This is a genomic window from Rhizobium sp. 16-488-2b (assembly GCF_017741815.1).
Lineage (GTDB): Bacteria > Pseudomonadota > Alphaproteobacteria > Rhizobiales > Rhizobiaceae > Rhizobium.
Genome location: NZ_JAGHMF010000034.1, coordinates 23,129 through 44,028, shown reverse-complemented (window position 1 = coordinate 44,028; position 20,900 = coordinate 23,129). Strand labels below are relative to the sequence as shown.

The following is a 20,900-nucleotide window of genomic DNA, read 5'->3' as shown; positions in this document are numbered from 1 at the left end:
CAATTGAATGGAGCATTGCATCAATTCGCATCAACATGGCCTTGCAACGAGGCCGCAGCGATCGAAAGGTCCACGGTTGCGGTCCACCATTTTAGATATTGCGCGCGAAGCCGGCGTGTCCCCGGCAACGGTCGATCGGGTCCTGAACAACCGGCCCGGCGTCAAACTGCGCACCAAGCAGGTCGTTCTTGCCGCAGCACAGAAGCTTGATTATTCAGCGGAGATCGACAGCGGTCCTGTTGTGGTCAATTCGGCCAAGATCAGGCTGCATTTTGCGTTACCGGCCGGCAGCAACGCGTTCATCGCGACGTTCCGCCGACAGATCGAAATCCTTGCCGCGGCGCGCCCGGAGCTCGACGTTTCTGTCCTGTTGATCGAAGGCTTCAGCCCCGACTCACTGGCTCGCACTCTAAGGGAGCTCGAAGGCCAGACGGACGGCGTCGGCGTCATCGCGCTCGATCATCCGACTGTGCGCGAGGCGATCCGGTCGCTGGCTGCAAGTGGCGTCAAGGTTGCGACCGTTGTTTCCGATATATCGCATGTGCCTCGTACCGCCTATATCGGGATCGATAACAGAGCGGCGGGCCGCCTCGCCGGCTATCTGCTCAGCCGCTTCATCGGATCGCGGCCGAACGCGAAAGTCGCGCTTCTGGCTGGTTCGCTTTCCTATCGCGGGCACGAGGAGCGCGAGATGGGATTCCGCCACATCCTGAAAGAAGAATTCCAGTCCATCGAGATCGTCGAGATCCGCGAGATGCTGGATGACCAAGATCGGGCCTATTCCGAGGCGGCTGCCCTTCTGGAGAAACATCCCGACCTCGCGGGTATCTATAATGTCGGTGCCGGCAGCATGGGGATTGGTAAGGCTCTAAAGGACCGCAATCTCCAGTCCTCGATCGTCTTTGTCGGCCATGACGCGACGGAAGACACGAAACCACTGCTTCTCGACGGCACCATGGATGCCGCGATCGACCAGAATCCGAGGGTCGAAGCGCGTGAGTCGCTCAACATCCTCACCCACGCAGTACGCGGCCTGCCCTACGAAGGCCATCCGCCACGGCTGCAGGTGATTTTCAAAGAAAACATCCCGGAATTCTAGGCTGCGGCGCCCGGAAGTGCTGTTCGCGCCCCAATGAAGCCGCACGCGCAAACGTGGCCATGGCTTTCGCCACGACCACCCCCCTTGGCACTACTGCATAATCAGAGACCTTGTGCGCGCAGCTTCCCATCGAGGAACTTCTTGGCGCGCGGCACATCGGATTCATCCAGGTGTTCGATGATCATCGAGATGTTGGGATGCTTCTGTGCAAGGCGCTTGAGATAAAGGTCGTAGTTCAGCGAGCCGAGACCGGGAGCCGGCAGCTCGATTTCGCCGACACCGCGGAACGTATGGCTCTCGGAAGCATTTTCGTCGCCGATATCGGCATGCTTTTCGCTCTTGTCGTCGCCTGAGCGCTTCACATCCTTGGCATGACCAATCTTGATCTTGTCCGAGAGCGTATCGAAAACCTGATTCAAGATCGCATCCATACGATCGATATTGTGGGTCTCAAAGTAGTTGGTAGGATCCATCAGCAGGCCAAGGCCGGGATGATCGACCTGGGCGAACATCCTGACGGTTTCCTCAACCGAGCCGACGACATTGTTCACATAGGTCTCGAGCAGGAACATCGCACCATGGTCGTAGGCGAACTGCGACAAATCGGCGATCACCTTGCGGCACTCCTCGAAGCCTTCCTCCGTCTTGTTCTTCGGGTGGTGGACCCAGTCCGATTCCGTGTTGAATGTGCCCGTCTCCGAGATCACGTAGGGCGTGCCAAGATACTGGGCGTGACGGATGATCTCCTTGAGATAGCCGACCCGGCGTTCGCGCTCGGCCTTGTCAGGATGAATGATGTTCGTGTAGCCGGACATGCAGGATATGGGCAGGTTGTGGTCGCGAAATGTCTCGCGAATACGAACGCATTTTTCCTTGGTGATCTGGCCCGCCGAGAGGTCGATATCCTTGAAATGCATGTCGAGCTGAACGGTGTTGAAATTGAGTGCCCGGATCTTGGCGGCGGTCTCGTCGAGACCATAGGGGAAATAGCCGGTGAATATACCTGTCTGCATCATGATTTTGTTCCTCCCTTGGAATCTATGACTGGATTGAGATTTCGGTGAGTTTGACGGCGCGGCCGTTTGCCATGGACCTGTAGCCGGCCTCCACCAGCGCCATGGTCCTGACATTGTCGGCAACCGACAAGGCCGGGGCCTCGCCGCTTTTGATCGCATATTGCAACTGCTCCATCACACCGATGAAGGCCTGTGGGAACCACATCGTCTCCCAGCTTGGCGTCACCCACTTGCCGCCGGTTGCAGTTTTCGATGCGTAACTGAGGGTCGATGGCTTGCCATGAGGCCAGCCGATCGTGCCTTGAGCGACACCGGCAGCGCCCTCCACGCGCCATTTGATGTAGTTGTCGCTATCGAACCCCTCTTCGCGCGGCCCCGCCCAGACGTCTTCCATCGAGACGGCCAGCACATTGCCCGGAAACTTCATCGTCGAGACGGTGATGCCGTCTTTGTGAGCGAAGGCGGTTCTCGGGTCCACACGCGAGACGGTCGTGATTTCCTCGGGCTCACCGAGTAAGAAGCGCAGAACGTCGAGGTGGTGCACGCTCATATTGGCGAGCGTGAGCCGGTCATAGCCTTCCAGAAAACCCTGCCAATGGGGGATGGCGCGCATCTCGATCGTCGCCATCACGACGTCGCCGAGATCGCCGCGATCGAGGATCTGCTTGAGGACGCGCATCGACTGGTCATAGCGCATGTTCTGATTGACCGAGAGGATCTTTCCTGCCCGTGCTGCTTCGTCTCTAAGCGCAATCGCTTCTTCGAGCGAAAGTGCAAGCGGCTTTTGCGCCAGAATTGCCTTTATGTGTGGGGCCTGAAGCGCCTTGCGGATCAGGGCTGGCTGCTGGTCCGGGGGGAAGGCAAGATCGACGATGTCGACAGTCTCGTCGGCAATCAGTGCCTCGGGCGTGTCGTGCACTGTCGGAATGTCCCAGCGTCTGGCGACAGCCTCCGCCTTCGACTTCGTCCGCGATGCGATGGCAACGACCGGGAAGCCGGCTTGGTGATATGCGGCGAGATGACACTCCGCCATGATCATGCCGGCTCCGATGCAGCCGATGCGATAGTCACGGAAACGGATCGGCGGATCCGGTGTGAACCCATTTGTGTCTGACATGTTTCCTCCCAAATCCCTTTTCAGTTATCGAGCCAGCGCCTCGCCCGCTGGCCCGAAGAAGTGCATCCTTGCCGGATCACAACTCAGTGCGACGGCACTATCGGGCGCAAGCCGCGGCTGACCGCGCATCAAGGCTCTGAGCTTCTGGTTGCCCGTATCGATCGTTACCACGGTGTAGCCTCCGAGCGGCTCGACCTCGAACACGCGCGCTGGCTCGCCGTCCCGACCATCAGCCCAGGCCGCAACCTTGAGATCCTCCGGCCTGATGCCGATCGCCGACACCGCTTTCGGCAGAACCTCCACAGGCACGCTGATCGTCCCCCGGGCAAAACGCTGACCTCCACCCGCGTTGTCGGTGAACTCCGCGGACATGATGTTCATGACCGGTGCCCCAAGCAAGCGCGCAACATACTCGCTGGCCGGCCTGTCGTAGATTTCGACCGGCGACCCGATCTGGCGGATGCGGCCGTTCTCCATGATCGCCATGCGGTCGGCGACCGACATTGCCTCTTCCTGGTCGTGGGTCACATAGATCAGCGTCTGGCCGAGCTCGCTCTGAATGCGTTTGAGCTCGACGCGTGTCTCTTCGCGAAGCCTCGCATCAAGCGCGGAAATCGGATCGTCCATCAGATAGGCTACCGGATCGCGCACCAGTGCTCTGGCAATGGCGACACGCTGGCGCTCGCCGCCCGAAAGCTGTGCCGGCGGCTTGTGAAGCAGGTGCGCAATGTGCAGCTTAGCGGCCACAGCCTCGACACGCGCCGCGATTTTTGCTTCCGGAACCTTGCGCTCGACAAGCGGGAACCGAACATTGTCGCCGGCGCTCATGTGTGGGAAGAGCGCCAGGTTCTGAAACACCATGGCGACGTTACGGGCCGCCGGCGAGACATCGTTGACCGGCTTTCCGCCGATCAGCACCTCTCCCTCATCGGGTCTTTCGAGCCCGAGGATCAGCTTGAGGATCGTCGATTTTCCAGATAGCGGCGGGCCGAAGAAACAGAAGAACTCCCCAGCCTTGATATCGAAGGACGCATTGCGGACCGCGATGGTCTTGCCGTACGTCTTGGAGACGTTTCGAAAGGATATGCCAGCCATCAGCGCGCCCCCTTAATCGCAGTGCCGCTTGCGGCATCAAAGAGCCGCACGGCCTCTTGCTCGGCCACGACATGCGCCACTTCGCCGGCCACCAGTCCAACATTGTTGTCGAGCACGGCCTTGACCGACTGTTCGCCGAGGCCGAGATGGACGATCGTGCGTGCGCCAATGCGCTCGACGAAGGTGACCTGCATGGCGATCCCGCCCTGATCCGAAAAGGCAACGCGCTCCGGACGAAATCCATAGACCACCTCCCTGATGCCCGCTTTCCGGGCGCCCTCGGCGATCTCCGGCGGCAGAGGCGCACTCTGTCCCGATGGACCTAGATCGACCACGAGCCCACGATCGGACTGTGCGAGCGTGCCTTTGAGGCGGTTCATGCCAGGCGCTCCGATAAAATCGGCGACGAAGAGATTGATTGGGTCGTTATAGACCTCAAGCGGCGTGCCGACCTGCTGCAGCACGCCGTGGTCCATGACAGCGATCCGGTCAGCCATGGTCATCGCTTCCAACTGGTCGTGGGTGACATAGACCATCGTCTGCCGGAATTGCCGTTGCAGGTGCTTGAGCTCGGTGCGCATGACGGCGCGAAAGGCCGCATCGACGTTCGACAAGGGTTCATCGAGAAGAAAGATCGCCGGTTCAACGATCGCCGAGCGGCCAATCGCGAGTCGCTGGAGAATATTCACCGACAGCTTTGCGGAGGGCTGCTTCAGGAATTGGGTCAGTTGCAGGAAATCCGCCATGGCCACGACGCGCCGGTTAATTTCGGCCCAGGCAACGCCGCGTACCTTCAGCCCATAGGCGAGATTGTCGTAGACGCTCATGTGCGTGAAGATCGCATAGTTCTGGAAGACGAAGCCGACGCCGCGTCGCCCCATGGCAACACCGTTCATGTCCGTGCCGTCGAAAAGGATTCGACCTTGCGACGGGTTTTCCATGCCGGCAATCATGTTCATCGTCGTCGACTTGCCGCAACCGGACGGCCCAAGCAGCGCCATGAACTCGCCGTCGCGAACCTCAAGCTCCATTTCCTTGAGAGCGGTGAACGCCCCGAAGCGTTTGACGAGATTGTTTAGATGAATGGTTGTCACGCAACGCGCTCCTTCCTGGTGGCGTTCATCCGCCCAATGGCGAAGGCAACGAGGATCGAGAGGACAAAGAGGATGGCAAGGGCGATCGCGGCGACATAGCCCCAGATCAGGTCCTGCTGCGTGACCTTGTAGATGTAGACGGAGATGGTTTCGGTCGCGACACCGGGCCCGCCACCGGTCATGATGTAAAGCGTATCGAAGATCTTGAAGTTCTCGATGACGCGGATTGCCAAGGCGATGATGATGATTGTCTTCATCTTCGGAAAGACGATCGTGCGGAAACGCTGGGCCCGGGAAGCGCCGAGCAGGGTTGCCGCGCGCATCTGGTCTTCGGGAACGCCGACAAGACCTGCAAGAAGGATGAGAAACATCAAGGGCGTCCATTGCCAGATATCGGCGACCATGACCGCGATCAATGCAGTTGTCGGGCTCGATAGCCAGGCAAGCGTGATCGGCGTTCCCGTCAGAGCCGAGAGGATATTGTTTATTGGCCCGCCCGACTGAAACAGCATGAAAAACATGTAGCCGGCGACAGCCGGCACGACCATCATTGGGATCAGCATGATGGAGTAGAACAACCGCTTTCCCGGGAAGTTGTCGATGAACAGGATGGCAAGCCCTAGCCCAATAAGGAATTCGACCGGCACGCAAATGACCATGATCAGCGCGGTGCGCCCGAGCGCGCTCCAGAAGCGACCGTCAACGGCGAGATCGGTATAGTTTGCGAAGCTGTTCCAGGACTGCCAGGCTTGCCACCAGCCGACGCCATCGAGCGGCGACCAGTCTGTCATGCTGATGTAGAGCTGCATAAGCAGCGGAAAAAGCGCGATAAACAGCACGAGTACCTGCGCTGGTAGCGTCAAAAGGAGACCCAGCCTGCGCGTCTCGGGCGCGCCATCGGATGTCTCCTGCGCGGCGATGGGCAGCTTCTTTTCGGTTGCAACCGCACTCATTGCTTGAGAGCTCCAAAAGTCAGCCCACGAACAAGATGGCGCTGGATGGCGATCCCCATGACAACGGGCGGAACGGCGGCAATCAGGCCAAGGGCGGCCTTGGCGCCGTAGAGCTGCCCCGTCATCGACGACGAGAGTGAGGCCATATAGACGGGAATGGTCACCCATTCGCGCGTCGTCAGGAGCAGCGAAATGAGATAGTCAGACCAATTCAGGATGAAGACGAAAAGCGCTGAACTGGCAAGCGCTGGACGCATCATCGGCAACGTGATCTTGATGAAGACGCGCATCCGCGTGCAACCCTCGACAAGCGCGGCATCCTCGATCTCGCGCGGCATGTCGTCGAAAAATGTCTTCATCAGCCAGAATGCAAAGGGCAGCGTGACGATACCGTAGATCAGTGAAAGACCCCACCAGGTATCGATCATGCCGAAAAAGGCCCACATGATCATGACAGGGATCATGACGGCCATGGGCGGAAAGAGCCGCAGTTGGATGAGCGCGAGCGGAAGGTTCTGCCCGGATCCGAAGCGGGACAGTCCGTAGGCGGCCGAGGTGCCGCAGACCATGGCAATCAGCGTTCCGAAGATTGCAGACAGCAGGGATGCGACGATCGGCTTGGCGGCGGTGCGATCCAGGGCGACGATGAGATCCGTTGTCGAGGTGCCGAAGATGAAGCGGAAATTGTCGAGCGTCGGGTTCCTTGGCCACCATGTCAAATCCGCACCGCTGGCCGACCACTCGGCAATCGGCTTGAACGCCATCGAGGCCATCCACACGGTCGGCACAAGCGTGACAGCCAGAGCAGCAAGGATCACGCAGTAGCGGAAGATTTCAAAAGGCAGCGAACGGTTCATGGCAACCACGATCGAGACTGGATGATTAAATGTGCGGGCATACGTGCCCGCACATCCGGCGCCTGGTCGTCAGCTTTCCAGCGGATCCAGCAAGGTCGGCCAGGCCTGTTTGTTGGTCTTAATGGCTTCAACGAGCTTGTCTTCGCCAACGCGGCGGGCAATGCGCGTCCATTGCTTTTCGGTGTCGGCCATTGCCTGCTGGACGGTCTTGGCCTTGGTGAGCGCTGCGACAAGGTTCTCGTCAAGCGCGCTGTGGAAGGCCGTTGCGCCTGGGTAATTTATGGACGGAACGACACGGCTGACGGTCTCACGCACGACGTCCATGTGATAGGCGTGGTAGGTATCGCGAACCAGCGGATCAGCGAAGTTGGCTAGCTGGAACGGGTCGAAGTAGCCGCCCGGATTTGCCGTCATCCACGAATAGATCCGACTTGAACCGAGCCACTGCAGTAGCAGATAACAGATCTCCGGGCTCTTGCTCTGTGACGAGATCGAAGCCGACAGATTGAGCCATAGGACGGAACGGCGTACCAGGTGCCCATCGATTTCACGACCGGGCGGCAGCATTGAGCCAATCTTGCCGGTGATCTTCGAGCCCTCATTGGCTTTGTTATCTAGAAACTTCGGCAGGTTCGAAAAGGCGCATGTCATGGCCGCCCCGCCGCTCGCGAAGTTGCCGTATTGCTCCGGCCAACCCCAAGAGACGGCATCGGGCGAATGATAGGCCAGTGCGTCCACATATTCCTGCGTTGCCTGATAGCCGGCATCCGAGTTGATCAGCGGCTTGCCATCGTCACTGAATAGGTACTGGTTCGGCGAGGCCATCGAGGTGAAGCGCTGATACCAGTTGGTATAACCCCATCCCTGGTTTCGAAGATCGGTGCAGCCGAAGAGCCCCTTGTCCGGCCGATGGAAGAAGGCCGCAATCTCGTCCAGTTGCTTAAAGGTGCGCGGTGGCGCGAGCGCATAGCCGTGCTTGTCGGCAAAAGCCTTCTTTTCGGTCTCGTCGTTGAACAGATCCGTACGATAGTTCCAGGTCTGGAAGTCTCCATCGAGCGATACACCGTAAGTCGATCCGCGATACTGGTTAAGCAGCGATACGCCGGCTTTGCCATTGACGTATCCGCGCTGCGGGTCGTCCCATTCCGGTTTGTACTGGGCGACGAAATCGTCCATCTTGATGATGCCGCCCGTTTCTGCGAGATCGCCGAGGCGGTTCCACTCGACCGCATAGATGTCGAAGGCGCCGCCTTTGGTGGAGATATCCTGCATCGTCTTGGTGAATTCCTGGCCGTTTGGTACGCCGACCACGTCAAGAACGATGCCTGTCTCCTTTTCCCAAAGATCCTTGATGGAAGGAGCGCCCGCCGGGAAGGGCTTTGTCAGCTGGCCGATCGAGCCGTCCGACAGACCGAGCACGATCTTGGCCGGCGCCTTGCCAGATCCCTTCAGTGCCTTCACGGCCTCGATCGCGCGCCCTTCCGGCGTATCGGGTCCATACTGATAGCGTTCGGCGCCGTCAAAACCTGTAGGACCGCCGATCATACCCGGCGCGAGTGCGTCGGCGGCATAAGCGCGGCCAGGCCTGATGAACTGGGGTGCAATCCCCGCGGCGGCAGTCAAGGCCAAGGCACGACCACTGGTGCTCAGCAGGTCGCGTCGCGACATGCGCATAAAATCTGACATCTGGTGTTCCTCCCCATCGACGGTTCCTCCTCCGTCAACTTTGATGATTATTGACGCGTCATTCGATTGATGTCAACATCATTTCCAATCATCCCAAAGGTTGGTCATCTGACTGACTGAGCCACACTTCACCTCGGGTCGCGGGCTAGGCGCCTGAAAGAGAAATTATTGATGCCGGTTACTTTCAGCTGCTTCAACACATCAAAAACAATCATTTCCGCCTCGATGCGTGGCAGCGAAATGCCGTATCGGCTTCTAGATCAGGTTGAGAGACGCGGACATGAGGGGTCAGGCTGCGTAGCTGCCTGGCGGGCTCTTGTGTGTCGCGCATGATCGCCATGGCCGCTCGGAAAGGCTGGCCCGCGTCGCGAGCTCTTTGCCAATGAAATTACAGGGACGAAAATGACAGGAACGATCATCATCGCCGGCGCGGGATTGTGCGGCGCACGCGCAGCATTCTCGCTGAGGGAACGTGGATATGAGGGACAGGTCGTCCTTATCGGAAGCGAGCGGCACGCTCCTTACGATCGTCCTCCTTTATCCAAGCATGCGGATGATGGATCGCTGTCAATCCAGTACGTTGCCGAGGAAGCCAGTTACAGCGCCGTCGGGATCGAACACGTGGGTGGCGTCGCCATCACGGATATCGATCCTACTCGCCATAGCGTTACATTGGGTGATGGTCGGAGCCTGACCTACGACAAGCTTCTGTTGGCGATGGGTGCGCGACCTCGGCTGTTGCCCGGTCTCGAAAGTCTGACGAAGGTTGTAACTCTTCGTTCGTTTGACGATGCACTGAAAATCAGGGACGTCATTGGGCCGGGTCGCAAGCTCGCGATCATCGGCGGCGGCTTTATCGGGCTCGAACTTGCGGCAACGGCGCGCAAACTCCAGACATCGGTAACGATTGTCGAGAGCATGCCGCGGCTTCTGGCGCGCGCTGTACCGGCTCAAGTTGCATCGGTCATCCAGGAGCGGCATCAGCTGGAGGGAGTCGAGGTTTTGCTGCAAGCGGGCATCGCATCGATCACAGAGGACGCGAGCGGCGTTCACCTCCATCTTGCCGATGGCCGTGACATTGCCGCAGATCTCGTGGTTGTCGGCATCGGTGCCATTCCCAATATCGAGATCGCTCAGGCTGCCGGCCTTGCGATCGACAACGGTATCGCCGTCGATCACTTCATGCGCACATCGGATATCGACATCTACGCTGCCGGCGATTGCTGTTCATTTCCGCTCCAGGCGTATGATGGCAGCCGAGTGCGTCTGGAATCCTGGCGCTGCGCCCAGGATCAGGGGATTATCGCTGCGGTAAACATGCTTGGAATCGCGACGCCTTACGAAGGCGTGCCCTGGTTCTGGTCGGATCAATACGACCTCACCCTGCAGATTGCCGGCCTTCCTGGCCTTGCCGTCGAGACAGTACGGCGTGAGCTTTCGGACGGTTCATTTCTTTTGTTTCATCTCGACCGCGATGGAAGACTGGTGGCGGCCAGCGGGATCGGCCGCGGGAATGCGATCGGACGTGACATCCGCTTGTGCGAAATGCTCATCGCTGCAAAAACCCATCCCAAGCGCGAAGAACTTGTCTCGCCCTCTACCCGATTGAAATCGCTATTGGCGGCATGAACCGAACTTCATCCTGTTTAGCCGATTGCCAGACCCGGCGCCTCGCGGCACCATTTCGAGAAGGCCTAATACATCCATGAAAACCTATGTATTGACGGTAGCCTGCAAATCGACACGCGGCATCGTGGCGGCGATTTCGACCTATCTGGCCGACAAGGGCTGCAACATCATCGACAGCTCGCAGTTCGATGACCTGTCGACAGGCATGTTCTTCACCCGCGTCAGCTTCATCTCCGAAGAGGGTGCGACGCTGTCTGCGATCCGCGAAGGCTTCCAGCCGATCGCCGAGAAATTCGAGATGACCGCGGAAATCCACGACGGCGACCAGCGCATGAAGGTGTTGCTGATGGTCTCGCGCTTCGGCCATTGCCTGAACGATCTGCTCTACCGCTGGAAGATCGGCGCGCTGCCGATCGATATCGTCGGCGTCGTTTCCAACCACTTCGATTATCAAAAGGTCGTGGTCAATCACGACATTCCCTTCCACCACATCAAGGTGACGAAGGAAAACAAGCCGCAGGCCGAAGCGCAGATCATGCAGATCGTCGAATCGACCGGTACGGAGCTGATCGTGCTTGCCCGCTACATGCAGGTGCTCTCGGATGCCATGTGCAAGAAGATGTCCGGCCGCATCATCAACATCCACCACTCCTTCCTGCCGTCTTTCAAGGGCGCCAACCCCTACAAGCAGGCCTATGAGCGTGGCGTGAAGCTGATCGGTGCCACCGCGCACTACGTCACCGCCGACCTCGACGAAGGCCCGATCATCGAGCAGGACACGGCGCGCATCACCCACGCGCAGTCGGCCGACGATTACGTCTCGATCGGTCGCGATGTCGAAAGCCAGGTTCTCGCCCGCGCCATCCACGCCCACATCCACCACCGCGTATTTATCAACGGCAACAGAACGATCGTCTTCCCAGCCAGCCCAGGATCCTTCGCGTCGGAACGAATGGGCTAAGCCGTCAAGGTGTTGTGCTAACGGAAACGGGCGATGCACTTTCCCACCACCATGCCCACGAAATGCTCAACCGGACCCGCCTTAATGCCTGGGTAACTGAGCCTCCTCGCAAAGGGCATTCGGGCAACCATTCGTGTTGTTGCCAAGACAGCGGATATCGTTGAAACGCCTCGAACACCGCTGTCGCCATGGCTTGCTGCTCATTCTCAGGTCGACGTCGAGTTGCGCGAGCGCCAGAGCCATAAGATCGCACGCAGTCTCGCGGCAAGTTTTGCAGATATAGGCGTGTTGTCGGACGCGGCCGACAACGAGAAACTCCTTCTCAAGTCCTTCGCCGTGGCCATCGTCGGATAAAATGAAACCCGCTCCCAAGTCACCGGCCGAAGCCTGACGATGTCTACCGACAATCTTAATTTTACGCACAAATATTTTAATATTGACGCGCGGAAAGTTTTATGATGAATAAGCGGCGTCGGTTGGCTAGGAGGCGGCCACATCCGACGGTCCCAAGCACAGGCCTCGATACATTTTCCGGGAGGAAGAATTGACTATTTCTCGCATCGCCAAGTCGCTGCTCGTTTCCGCCGCTTTCACGCTCGCCTCCGTTGCCGCGCAGGCCGAAGGCATTGGCGCGTCGCTGCTGACGCAGCAGCATCCTTTCTACAATGAGCTCGCAAAGGCGATCACCGCCGAGGCCAAGGCCAAGAACGTCTCGGTCGAAATCGCGATCGCCAATCAGGACCTGAACAAGCAGCTCGCCGATATCGAAGACTTCATCGTCAAGGGCGTCGACGTCATCATCATGTCGCCTGTTGACAGCAAGGGCGCGCTCGCAGCCGTCGCCCGCGCTCAGGCGGCCGGCATCAAGGTCATCACCGTCGACGTACCGGTCGAAGGCGCCAAGGTTTCGTCCTACATCGGCACCGACAACTACGCCGGCGGCGTCAAGGCTGGCGAACTGATGGCCGAACAGCTCGGCGGCAAGGGCAATGTCGCGATCATCGACTATCCGCTGGTCCAGTCGGTCGTGAACCGCGTCAACGGCTTCAAGGAAGCCATTGCCAAGCACCCCGGCATCAAGATCGTGTCGATCCAGACCGGCATCACCCGCGCCGAGGCGCTGGCCGTTGCGCAGAACATGCTGCAGGCAAACCCCGACATCAACGGCATCTTCGGCTTCGGTGACGACGCTGCTCTTGCTGCAGCGGTTGCGGTCAAGTCTTCCGGCCTGACTGGCAAGGTCAAGGTCATCGGCTTCGACGGCATGCCTGAGGCGATCAAGGCTGTCGACAGCGATCCCGACATGGTCGGAGTCATCCAGCAGTTCCCGGACCAGATGGGCAAGCTCGCCGTCGATACCGCGCTGGACCTCAAGGCCGGCAAGGACGTGCCCACCGAGCAGCCGATCGTTCCCGGCGTCTACGTCAAGAAGCAGTAAAGTCCTCCCAAGGCGCACTGTGCGAAGGTCCCAAGTCTCGCACAGTGGCCGCTCCTTCCGGCGGCCGGGTTCTTTGAAGAACCGGCCGCCGGAAAGCAGCGACATCCTCGCGACAAATCAGAGCGCCCCACGCATCCCTCCGATGCCTGCGGCTCTTGGTGAAAGGTGACGCCATGGAAACCTCCGGCGACAACGCGATCCTCGAGATCAAGGACATTACGAAAGTCTTCGGCGCGGTGACCGCGTTGAAGAACATGCAGCTGAAGGTCCGCCCCGGCCGGGTCCACACGATCCTCGGTGAAAACGGCGCCGGAAAATCGACGCTGATGAAGATCCTCGCCGGCGTCTACCAGCCGACATCGGGCTCGATCCTTCTCGACGGCAAACCCTACGCGCCGGCCAATCCGCAGGATGCGGCGGCGGCGGGACTGACGATTGTCTTCCAGGAACTCAGCCTTTGCAACAATCTCAGCGTCGCCGAGAACATTCTCGCGACCCGCGAGCCGACCAGGGCCGGCTTCATCAATGACAAGGCGCTTGTGCGCCAGGCGGCGGCGATCGTCGCCGATCTGAAGCTGCCGATCTCCGTCCAGGAACGCGTCGGCGACCTGTCGATCGCCCAGCGCCAGCTGGTGGAGATCGCCAAGGGCCTCAGCATCGACGCCAAGGTCGTCATCCTCGACGAGCCGACATCCTCGCTCAGCGACAGCGAAGCCGAGATTCTGTTCGAGATCATCGCGCAGCTGAAAGCGCGCGGCGTCGCCGTGATCTACATCTCGCACCGCATGGAAGAGATCATGCGCCTTAGCGACGACATTACTGTCGTGCGCGACGGCAGCTACATTACCACGTGCGACAAGTCCGAAGCTACGATCGACGAGCTGATCGCGCTGATGGTCGGCCGCGACATGAACGAGATCTATCCACCGCGCGATGTGCCGGCTCCAGCGCTTGCCGAAAAGCCGGTGCTGGCAGTGAGCGGGCTTTCCAGCCACGACGAGTTTGAGAACATCTCCTTCGATGTACGCCCCGGCGAGATCCTCGGCTTCTTCGGCCTGATCGGCTCCGGCCGCTCGGAGGTGATGAAGACCCTCTTCGGCATGACGCAGCCGACCTCGGGTACCATCTTGATCGACGGCAGCGCGGTGACCATCACCTCCCCCGTCGATGCCATCAACCGTCGCATCGGCTTCGTCACCGAAAACCGCAAGGAAGAAGGGCTGGTGCTAAGCCACAGCGTCGAGAGCAACATCTCGATGGTGGCCCTCGACAACTATTCCAGCCCCTTCGGCTTCCTCAAGCGCCGCCGCGAACGCGACGACGCGAAGGTGGAAGTCGGCCGGCTGGCCATTAAGACGGCGTCGCTCGAGACCTCGGCGGGATCGCTGTCCGGCGGCAACCAGCAGAAGATCGTGCTGGCCAAGTGGCTGCTGACCAAACCGAGGATCCTCATCCTCGACGAGCCGACACGCGGCGTCGATGTCGGCGCCAAATTTGAAATCTACAAGATCATCCGCCAGCTGGCGGCGGAAGGCACGGCAATCCTGCTGGTGTCCTCCGAACTCCCCGAAGTCATCGGCATGAGCGACCGCGCCGTCGTCATGAGCGAAGGGCGGGCCACCGCCATCGTTGCCGGCGATCAGATGACACCGGAGAAGATCATGAGCTTTGCTACGGGATTTGTATCATGAGCGACAAGAGCGCAGCCAATGCCGCATTCCGGCAGGTGATGAAGCAGTATGGCGGTATTTTCCTATCGCTGATCGTCCTTTGCGTGATCTTCTCGATCACCAATCAGCGGTTCATGTCCGTTGCCAACTTCCTGAACGTGCTGCAGCAGGTCTCGGTGATCGCGATCGCCGCCTTCGGCATGACCTGGGTCATCCTGCTCGGCGAGATCGACCTGTCTATCGGCTCGATCATCGCGGTCGCCGGCATGGTCGGCGCGCAATGTTTCGCGTTCGGTATGGGTTTCGTTCCAGCACTCGTCTTGACGCTCGCAGCCGGCGCGCTGTTGGGTCTCGCCAACGGCGTGCTGACCGCGAAGTTCCTGCTGCCGTCCTTCATCGTCACGGTGGCCACGATGGGTATCTATCGCGGCATGGTCAGCCTGCCGACGAACGGCGCACCTGCAATGATCATGGAGCCGACCTGGACCGCCATCGGCACCCAGAGCTTCATCGGCATCCCGATCGTGATCTGGGTCGTCGCGGTGCTTTTCCTGTTCAACCACATCCTGCTCAGCAAGACCAAGTTCGGCCGCCGCGCCTATCTGACCGGCGGCAACCGCGAGGCAGCGCTCTATTCCGGCATCAAGGTCGATCGGCTGAAGATCATCATCTTCATGATCTCGGGCATCATGGCGGCGATCAGCGGCATCCTGCTCTCCTCGCGCCTGTTCTCGGCCCAGACCAACGCCGGCATGAGCTATGAGCTCGACGCCATCGCCGCGGCCGTTCTCGGCGGCACGAGCCTTGCCGGCGGTGTCGGCACCATGATCGGCACGCTGATCGGCGCGCTCATCATCGGCGTGCTCAACAACGGCATGAACATGCTGTCGGTGCCTTACTTCTACCAGCTGATCGTCAAGGGCCTCGTCATCCTCGTCGCCGTCTATCTCGACGTGCGCTCGAAGCGCGCCAAGCAGTAATCCCTAAGAGCAAGCAGCCATGTCGAAAATCCTCACCATCGGCGAAATCCTGGTCGAAATCGTCGCCACCAATCGCGGCAACGGCTTTCGTGAAGCCGTGCCGCTGATCGGCCCCTTCCCTTCGGGCGCGCCAGCCATCTTCATCGATCAGGTCGGCAAGCTCGGCCAGGAATGCGCGATCATCTCCCGTGTCGGCGACGACGATTTCGGCTGGGTCAACATCAACCGCCTGACCGAGGACGGTGTCGATGTCTCGGGCATCGAGGTTATCCCGCAGGGCACGACCGGCAGCGCCTTCGTGCGTTACCGCGAGGACGGCAGCCGCGCCTTCGTCTTCAACATCCGCCACAGCGCCTGCGGAGAGATCGAGCTTTCGGACAAGACGCTGGCGCTGATCGACGGCTGCACGCACATGCACGTCATGGGCACCGCTCTATACGCCCCGAGCGTGGTGAAGAGCATCCTCACCGCAGTCGAACGCATCAAGGCCGGCGGCGGCACCGTGTCCTTCGACCCGAACCTGCGCCCTGAAATCCTCGACAGCCCCGGCATGCGCGAAGCGCTGCAGACCGTTCTCTCCGTCACCGATCTCTTCATGCCGAGCGGCGAGGAACTGTTCCTGTTCGCCGAGGCAAAGACGGAGAAGGAAGCCGTCGCCGAGCTGCTCGCAAAGGGCATCAAGGCCATCGTCATCAAGCGTGGCGAGAAGGGTTCCAGCTATTTCGACAAGACCAACCAGATCGATCTTGAGGGCTACAAGGTCGAGGAAGTCGACCCGACCGGCGCCGGCGACTGCTTCGGCGCGACCTTCGTCACCTTCTGGCTGAAGGGAATGCACCCGGCCGAAGCGCTGCGCTACGCCAACGCTTCCGGCGCCCGCGCGGTCACCAAGGCCGGCCCGATGGAAGGCGCATCCACCCAAGCCGAACTCGACGCCCTCATCAAAGCGCAAGGACAAGCCTGACATGCAGAAGAGCTACCTCACGGATATCGCACAATGGCGCCACGGAACCGGCGTGAAGGGCATTCCCTCGATCTGCTCGGCCCATCCTCTCGTCATCGAGGCGTCGATGCTGCACGCGTTGAAGCAGGATGCATGCCTGCTCGTGGAGGCGACCTGCAACCAGGTGAACCAGGACGGCGGCTATACCGGCATGACGCCCGCCGATTTCCGCGCCTTCGTGGAAAAGATCGCGGCCGAGACTGGCTTTTCGCTGGAGAAGCTGATCCTCGGCGGCGACCACCTCGGTCCCAATCCATGGAAGAGCCTGCCCGCCGACGAGGCGATGGCCAAGGCCTGCGTGATGATCGAGGCTTTCGCCAAGGCCGGCTTCACCAAGCTGCATCTCGACACCAGCATGGGCTGCGCCGGTGAGCCGATTGCCCTGCCCGATGCGATCACCGCTGAGCGCGCAGCAAAGCTCGCCTCAGTGGCCGAGGCGGCGCTGAAGAGCTCTGATGGCATCAAGCCGGTCTACATCGTCGGTACGGAAGTACCGATCCCGGGCGGTGCCATGGAAGAGCTCGATGAGCTCGAGGTGACCAAGCCGGACGCCGCGCGCGAAACCATCGCCATCCACCGCCAGGCTTTCGAGGCCGCCGGCGTGTCTGACGCGTTCTCCCGTGTTGTCGGCGCCGTGGTCCAGCCGGGCGTGGAGTTCGGCAACGAGAACGTCATTGCCTACGCTCCTGAAAAGGCGGCTGCACTGAGCGCCACGCTGTCCGACATGCCGGGCATGGTCTTCGAGGCCCACTCCACCGACTACCAGACCCGCGACATGCTGCGCCAGCTGGTCATGGACGGCTTCGCGATCCTGAAAGTTGGCCCCGGTCTGACCTTTGCGCTGCGCGAAGCCTATTACGGGCTCGACCAGATCGCCGCCTTCCTGTTTCCAGACATGCGCAAGGAAACCCTGGTTGCCACCATCGAGCGCGTTCTGACCGCCGATCCGAAGAATTGGGACAAGTATTACCACGGCACGGACGCCGAGAAGCACATCCAGCGCCACTTCAGCTACAGCGACCGAATTCGCTACTACTGGCCGCAACCGGAGATCGACGCGGCGGTGAAGGCGCTGTTTTCATTGTTGGATGGCGTGCAGATTCCGGAGACCCTGATCAACCAGTACCTGACCGGCGCCTATGTCGGCGTGCGTGACGGGAAGGTCAAACCGGATGCCCGTTCGCTGGCGCTTGCGGCCGTCGACCGGGTGCTGGAAGATTACTTCGAAGCTTGCCGCGCCTAAAGGCGCGGCTTGCGCCGGCGCAAAAGTTTTGATTGAACTGCATCAACAATTTCAATCGATTAAATAAGAATGAGTGGGACGCGCGTTTGTCAGACAGGCCGATCAGAACGATGGAAGACTTTTCCGAGTATGTCGGCCTGTCGCGGCCGACCGTCTCGAAGTACTTCAACGACCCGAGCTCCGTGCGGCGCAAGACCCGCGATATCATCGAGGCCGCGCTCAAGGATAGCGGCTTCCGTCCCAACCTCTTTGCCGTCAATCTCAATCGCCGGCGCAGCAACATCATCGGGATCATCATTCCCAACTCGACCGACCCGTTCTACATGGCGCTGACGCGCCGGGTCGAGCTGATCGCCAACGATGCGGGCTTTCTCGCCTTCGTGCTGTCGTCAGATGGCAATGCCCTGATGGAAGCGCGCGCGATCGAAACGCTGAAATCTATGAACGTCGCGGGCGCCATCATCGCGCCGCTCGGGGTGCAATCACATCACGAGACATTGCTTACGCTGTCTGCGTCGATCCCGTTGATCTTCGTGGATTCGCCACTGGACGACGTCTCTCCCTTTGTCGGTACCAACAACCGCCAGAGCTTCCAGCTGATCGTGGACTATCTGTGCCGTTCGGGAGAGCCGCCGTGCTATCTCGGCATGCCGCCGGTCAACACCAACGCATCAACCCGCGAGACGGCCTATGTCGAGGCGATGACCGAGCTTCGGATGGAGCCGATCGTGCTGCCGATTGAGAGAGCTGCCGGCTGGGACTTCGAGAAGTTTGGCTATGACGAAACGAAGCGCATTCTGGAAGGAGGCGGCTTCCCCACCGCAACCGTGCTTTGCGCCAATGACCGCGTGGCATTCGGCGCCATTGCCGCGGCGTTTCAGGCCGGCGTGAAAATTGGCCGCACGCCCGATTGCAGTCTGCGCATCGCCGGCCATGACGACCATCCCCTGTCGCGCTATGCGTGCCCGCCGATCACTACTGTCGCACAGAGCTACAACGACATTGGCCGCATTGCGATGCAGCTGTTGCTGCAAAAGATGGATCAGGAGATCGAGGGCGCCAGAACGACGGAGCCCGAACAGGTCTTGCTCAACGCCGAGATCATCCTTAGACACTCGGCCTAGCAATATTCCCCGCAAGACGTTGTACAATGGAGCGCTCGCCGCCAACCCAAGGAATCCGTCGTCCGGCGGCGAAGGCCAGCACCTTCGGCTTGGTATTCCCGACCGGGACCACTGATTGACCCTATCATACGGAGCGAATCTTTATCGACGAGATGACATATCGCGTCCCTGGATTTCGTCCCCAAGCTTAAGCCGCGCGGCACGACGAACGGGAACTACCGGCCTCTGAAGAAACCAGTGAGCAACGTGGCGAATGGGTTGCGCAAACAAATATGATTATCGCAATCAACTTTAACATTGCGCTGATCTGCCTCCGGATGGTAGCAGCCTTCCATGACCAGCGCTCATCGCCCCGAAATTCTCGACACTTTCATGAATGTGCGAACGCGCCTTTCGGCCGTCATCTACCGGCGAGTTAGATGCCCGGCGACGACCGCGGACTTGTTGCAGGACACCTTTCTTCGATTTTGGGAGCGGCGGTCGTTGTTGCGAGAGGTCGCTGACCTCGCTGGCTATTTCATGACGACAGGTCGCAATCTCGCCCTCGACCATCAACGGCGCAACAGGATCGCCCCATTCGTGGATGGCATTGATGGATTGGAGGCGGTATCTGACCCTTCCCCATCTGCCGAGCAAATCGCGATTGGGATACACGAGTTGAGGCGCATATCCGCTATCATCGACGATATGCCGCCCCGCGCCAGACAGGTCTTCTTGATGTCTCGCGTCGATGGCCTCACCTATGCGGAGATCGGCACCCATCTCGGGATTTCCCCAAAGACCGTCTTCAGCCATATGGTGGTTGCGCTTGAACGTTTGCGAAGCGAGATGCTGTCAAACAACTAATCAAACGATGACCGGATCACACATGGACGGGCGGGAACCGTGAAAAATATGCACGAACCCATCGGAAACTCACAGCAGACACCCGTCGATGTCTCGCGAAGCGCCGCCGAATGGTTTGCGCGGTTGCTGGATGACGGTGCGACTCCAAATGATCTGGCGGATTTCAGGGCATGGCTGCAGGCCGACCCTTCGCACGCCGCAGCCTATGCCGACATTGAACGCCTATGGCTCGGCGCCGGCATGGTGCCCGACAAATCGGGATCAGAACGCCTGTCGCGCCGAAAGCTTCTCAAGTCGGGCGGTGCGCTCGTGGTCGTCGCCTCATCCGCCTTGGCCACGGCCGCTTACATGCGCCCCCTTCCCGCAGACTTCAGGACAGGAAAAGGCGAGACCCGAACAGTCACTCTGCCGGATGGGTCGACCGCTGAACTCTCCACCGCGTCCGCAATCTCCCTGACCTACACGGCGACACAGCGCGCCGTCACACTTGTCGAGGGAGAGGCATTTTTCACGGTCGCAAGCGAAAGCTCTCGCCCCTTTGTCGTCAACGCCGGGCCACTGAAAACGGTTGCGCTCGGAACGCAGTTCTCTGTCTCCGAAGAAGACGACCGCATCATCGTCGCTGTCGCCGAACATTCCGTCCATGTGTCCTCGCCGTTTGAGGCCACCGAGGTACAGGCAGGCCAATCCGTCGTGTTTGCCAACGACAGGATTTCAAAGCCGTCCGACACGGATATCGGATCCCGGCTTTCGTGGCGCGACGGCAAGCTCGTCTTCATCTCGACGCCCCTGGAAGACGCTGTTCACGCATTGTCGAAATGGCGCCGCGGCAAGATGATCGTCATGGATAGCGCGCTTGCAAGACGGCCGATAACGTTGATCGTCGATGTCAGACGGGCCGGCAACATTCTTCAGACACTGCAGCACGGACTGCCGATCCGCGTTGATACCTATTCTCCTTGGCTGGCGCTGATCTATCCGCGATAAAAATATTTCAAAACGCACTCAGGTTTTTTCCACCACCGTTCGTCCCCTTTTTGAAACCCCGCATTGCCGGGGTCCGACTTTGTTTCCAAGGGGGCGTAAGTG

At 59.8% G+C, this 20,900-nt stretch carries 18 protein-coding genes; 11 read left to right on the top strand and 7 right to left on the bottom strand.

Going from position 1 to position 20,900, the window contains the following annotated elements; genetic code table 11:
- Positions 1-76: 76 nt before the first annotated feature.
- Positions 77-1,099, top strand: coding sequence for a LacI family DNA-binding transcriptional regulator (locus J5286_RS23690; protein ID WP_209192184.1), 1,023 nt, complete (start codon positions 77-79; stop codon positions 1,097-1,099).
- Positions 1,100-1,200: 101 nt separating this feature from the next.
- Here J5286_RS23690 and J5286_RS23685 read toward each other — a convergent pair whose 3' ends face one another.
- The 7 genes from J5286_RS23685 to J5286_RS23655 form a co-directional block, all read right to left on the bottom strand.
- The gene (locus tag J5286_RS23685) at positions 1,201-2,115 is read right to left on the bottom strand and encodes a sugar phosphate isomerase/epimerase family protein (RefSeq protein ID WP_209192183.1); all 915 of its coding nucleotides are present in this window, start codon (positions 2,113-2,115) and stop codon (positions 1,201-1,203) included.
- A 22-nt stretch (positions 2,116-2,137) separates the two neighbouring features.
- Positions 2,138-3,232: a Gfo/Idh/MocA family protein gene (locus J5286_RS23680; RefSeq protein ID WP_209192182.1), complete on the bottom strand. Its 1,095-nt coding sequence runs from the start codon at positions 3,230-3,232 to the stop codon at positions 2,138-2,140.
- A 24-nt stretch (positions 3,233-3,256) separates the two neighbouring features.
- Complete coding sequence (locus J5286_RS23675; RefSeq protein WP_209192181.1) at positions 3,257-4,327, bottom strand: ABC transporter ATP-binding protein; 1,071 nt, start codon at positions 4,325-4,327, stop codon at positions 3,257-3,259.
- Entirely contained in the window at positions 4,327-5,421 is a 1,095-nt protein-coding gene (locus tag J5286_RS23670) for an ABC transporter ATP-binding protein (RefSeq protein WP_209192180.1), read from the bottom strand. The genes J5286_RS23675 and J5286_RS23670 overlap by 1 nt, the downstream gene beginning before the upstream one ends.
- Positions 5,418-6,374 (bottom strand): carbohydrate ABC transporter permease, encoded by a 957-nt coding sequence (locus J5286_RS23665; RefSeq protein WP_209192178.1) that lies wholly within the window; start codon positions 6,372-6,374, stop codon positions 5,418-5,420. Before J5286_RS23665 ends, J5286_RS23670 begins: the two co-directional genes overlap by 4 nt.
- Positions 6,371-7,231, bottom strand: a complete 861-nt coding sequence (locus tag J5286_RS23660; protein ID WP_209192176.1) for a carbohydrate ABC transporter permease — start codon at positions 7,229-7,231, stop codon at positions 6,371-6,373. Before J5286_RS23660 ends, J5286_RS23665 begins: the two co-directional genes overlap by 4 nt.
- 69 nt (positions 7,232-7,300) lie before the next feature.
- Positions 7,301-8,917: an extracellular solute-binding protein gene (locus J5286_RS23655; RefSeq protein WP_209192174.1), complete on the bottom strand. Its 1,617-nt coding sequence runs from the start codon at positions 8,915-8,917 to the stop codon at positions 7,301-7,303.
- Positions 8,918-9,319: 402 nt separating this feature from the next.
- Here J5286_RS23655 and J5286_RS23650 point away from each other — a divergent pair, with 402 nt between their 5' ends.
- The 10 genes from J5286_RS23650 to J5286_RS23605 all read left to right on the top strand — a co-directional run bounded on the left by J5286_RS23650 (position 9,320) and on the right by J5286_RS23605 (position 20,798).
- Complete coding sequence (locus J5286_RS23650) at positions 9,320-10,546, top strand: NAD(P)/FAD-dependent oxidoreductase (RefSeq protein WP_209192172.1); 1,227 nt, start codon at positions 9,320-9,322, stop codon at positions 10,544-10,546.
- Between the two features lie 76 nt (positions 10,547-10,622).
- Positions 10,623-11,507 (top strand): formyltetrahydrofolate deformylase, encoded by an 885-nt coding sequence (purU, locus tag J5286_RS23645; RefSeq protein ID WP_209192170.1) that lies wholly within the window; start codon positions 10,623-10,625, stop codon positions 11,505-11,507.
- Positions 11,508-12,051: 544 nt separating this feature from the next.
- Positions 12,052-12,945, top strand: a complete 894-nt coding sequence (locus tag J5286_RS23640) for a substrate-binding domain-containing protein (protein ID WP_209192168.1) — start codon at positions 12,052-12,054, stop codon at positions 12,943-12,945.
- Positions 12,946-13,118: 173 nt separating this feature from the next.
- On the top strand, positions 13,119-14,636 hold the full coding sequence (locus J5286_RS23635) for a sugar ABC transporter ATP-binding protein (RefSeq protein ID WP_209192166.1): 1,518 nt from the start codon (positions 13,119-13,121) through the stop codon (positions 14,634-14,636).
- A complete protein-coding gene (locus tag J5286_RS23630) occupies positions 14,633-15,595 on the top strand; it encodes an ABC transporter permease (protein WP_037179243.1) in 963 nt (320 codons plus the stop codon). Before J5286_RS23635 ends, J5286_RS23630 begins: the two co-directional genes overlap by 4 nt.
- Positions 15,596-15,614: 19 nt before the next feature.
- Positions 15,615-16,559: a tagatose kinase gene (locus J5286_RS23625; protein WP_209192164.1), complete on the top strand. Its 945-nt coding sequence runs from the start codon at positions 15,615-15,617 to the stop codon at positions 16,557-16,559.
- A 1-nt stretch (position 16,560) separates the two neighbouring features.
- Positions 16,561-17,841: a D-tagatose-bisphosphate aldolase, class II, non-catalytic subunit gene (locus tag J5286_RS23620; RefSeq protein WP_209192161.1), complete on the top strand. Its 1,281-nt coding sequence runs from the start codon at positions 16,561-16,563 to the stop codon at positions 17,839-17,841.
- A gap of 110 nt (positions 17,842-17,951) precedes the next feature.
- Complete coding sequence (locus J5286_RS23615; protein WP_209192159.1) at positions 17,952-18,965, top strand: LacI family DNA-binding transcriptional regulator; 1,014 nt, start codon at positions 17,952-17,954, stop codon at positions 18,963-18,965.
- A 333-nt stretch (positions 18,966-19,298) separates the two neighbouring features.
- The gene (locus J5286_RS23610) at positions 19,299-19,811 is read left to right on the top strand and encodes an RNA polymerase sigma factor (protein WP_209192158.1); all 513 of its coding nucleotides are present in this window, start codon (positions 19,299-19,301) and stop codon (positions 19,809-19,811) included.
- 48 nt (positions 19,812-19,859) lie between these two features.
- A complete protein-coding gene (locus J5286_RS23605) occupies positions 19,860-20,798 on the top strand; it encodes a FecR family protein (protein WP_209192157.1) in 939 nt (312 codons plus the stop codon).
- The last annotated feature ends 102 nt before the right edge of the window (positions 20,799-20,900 follow it).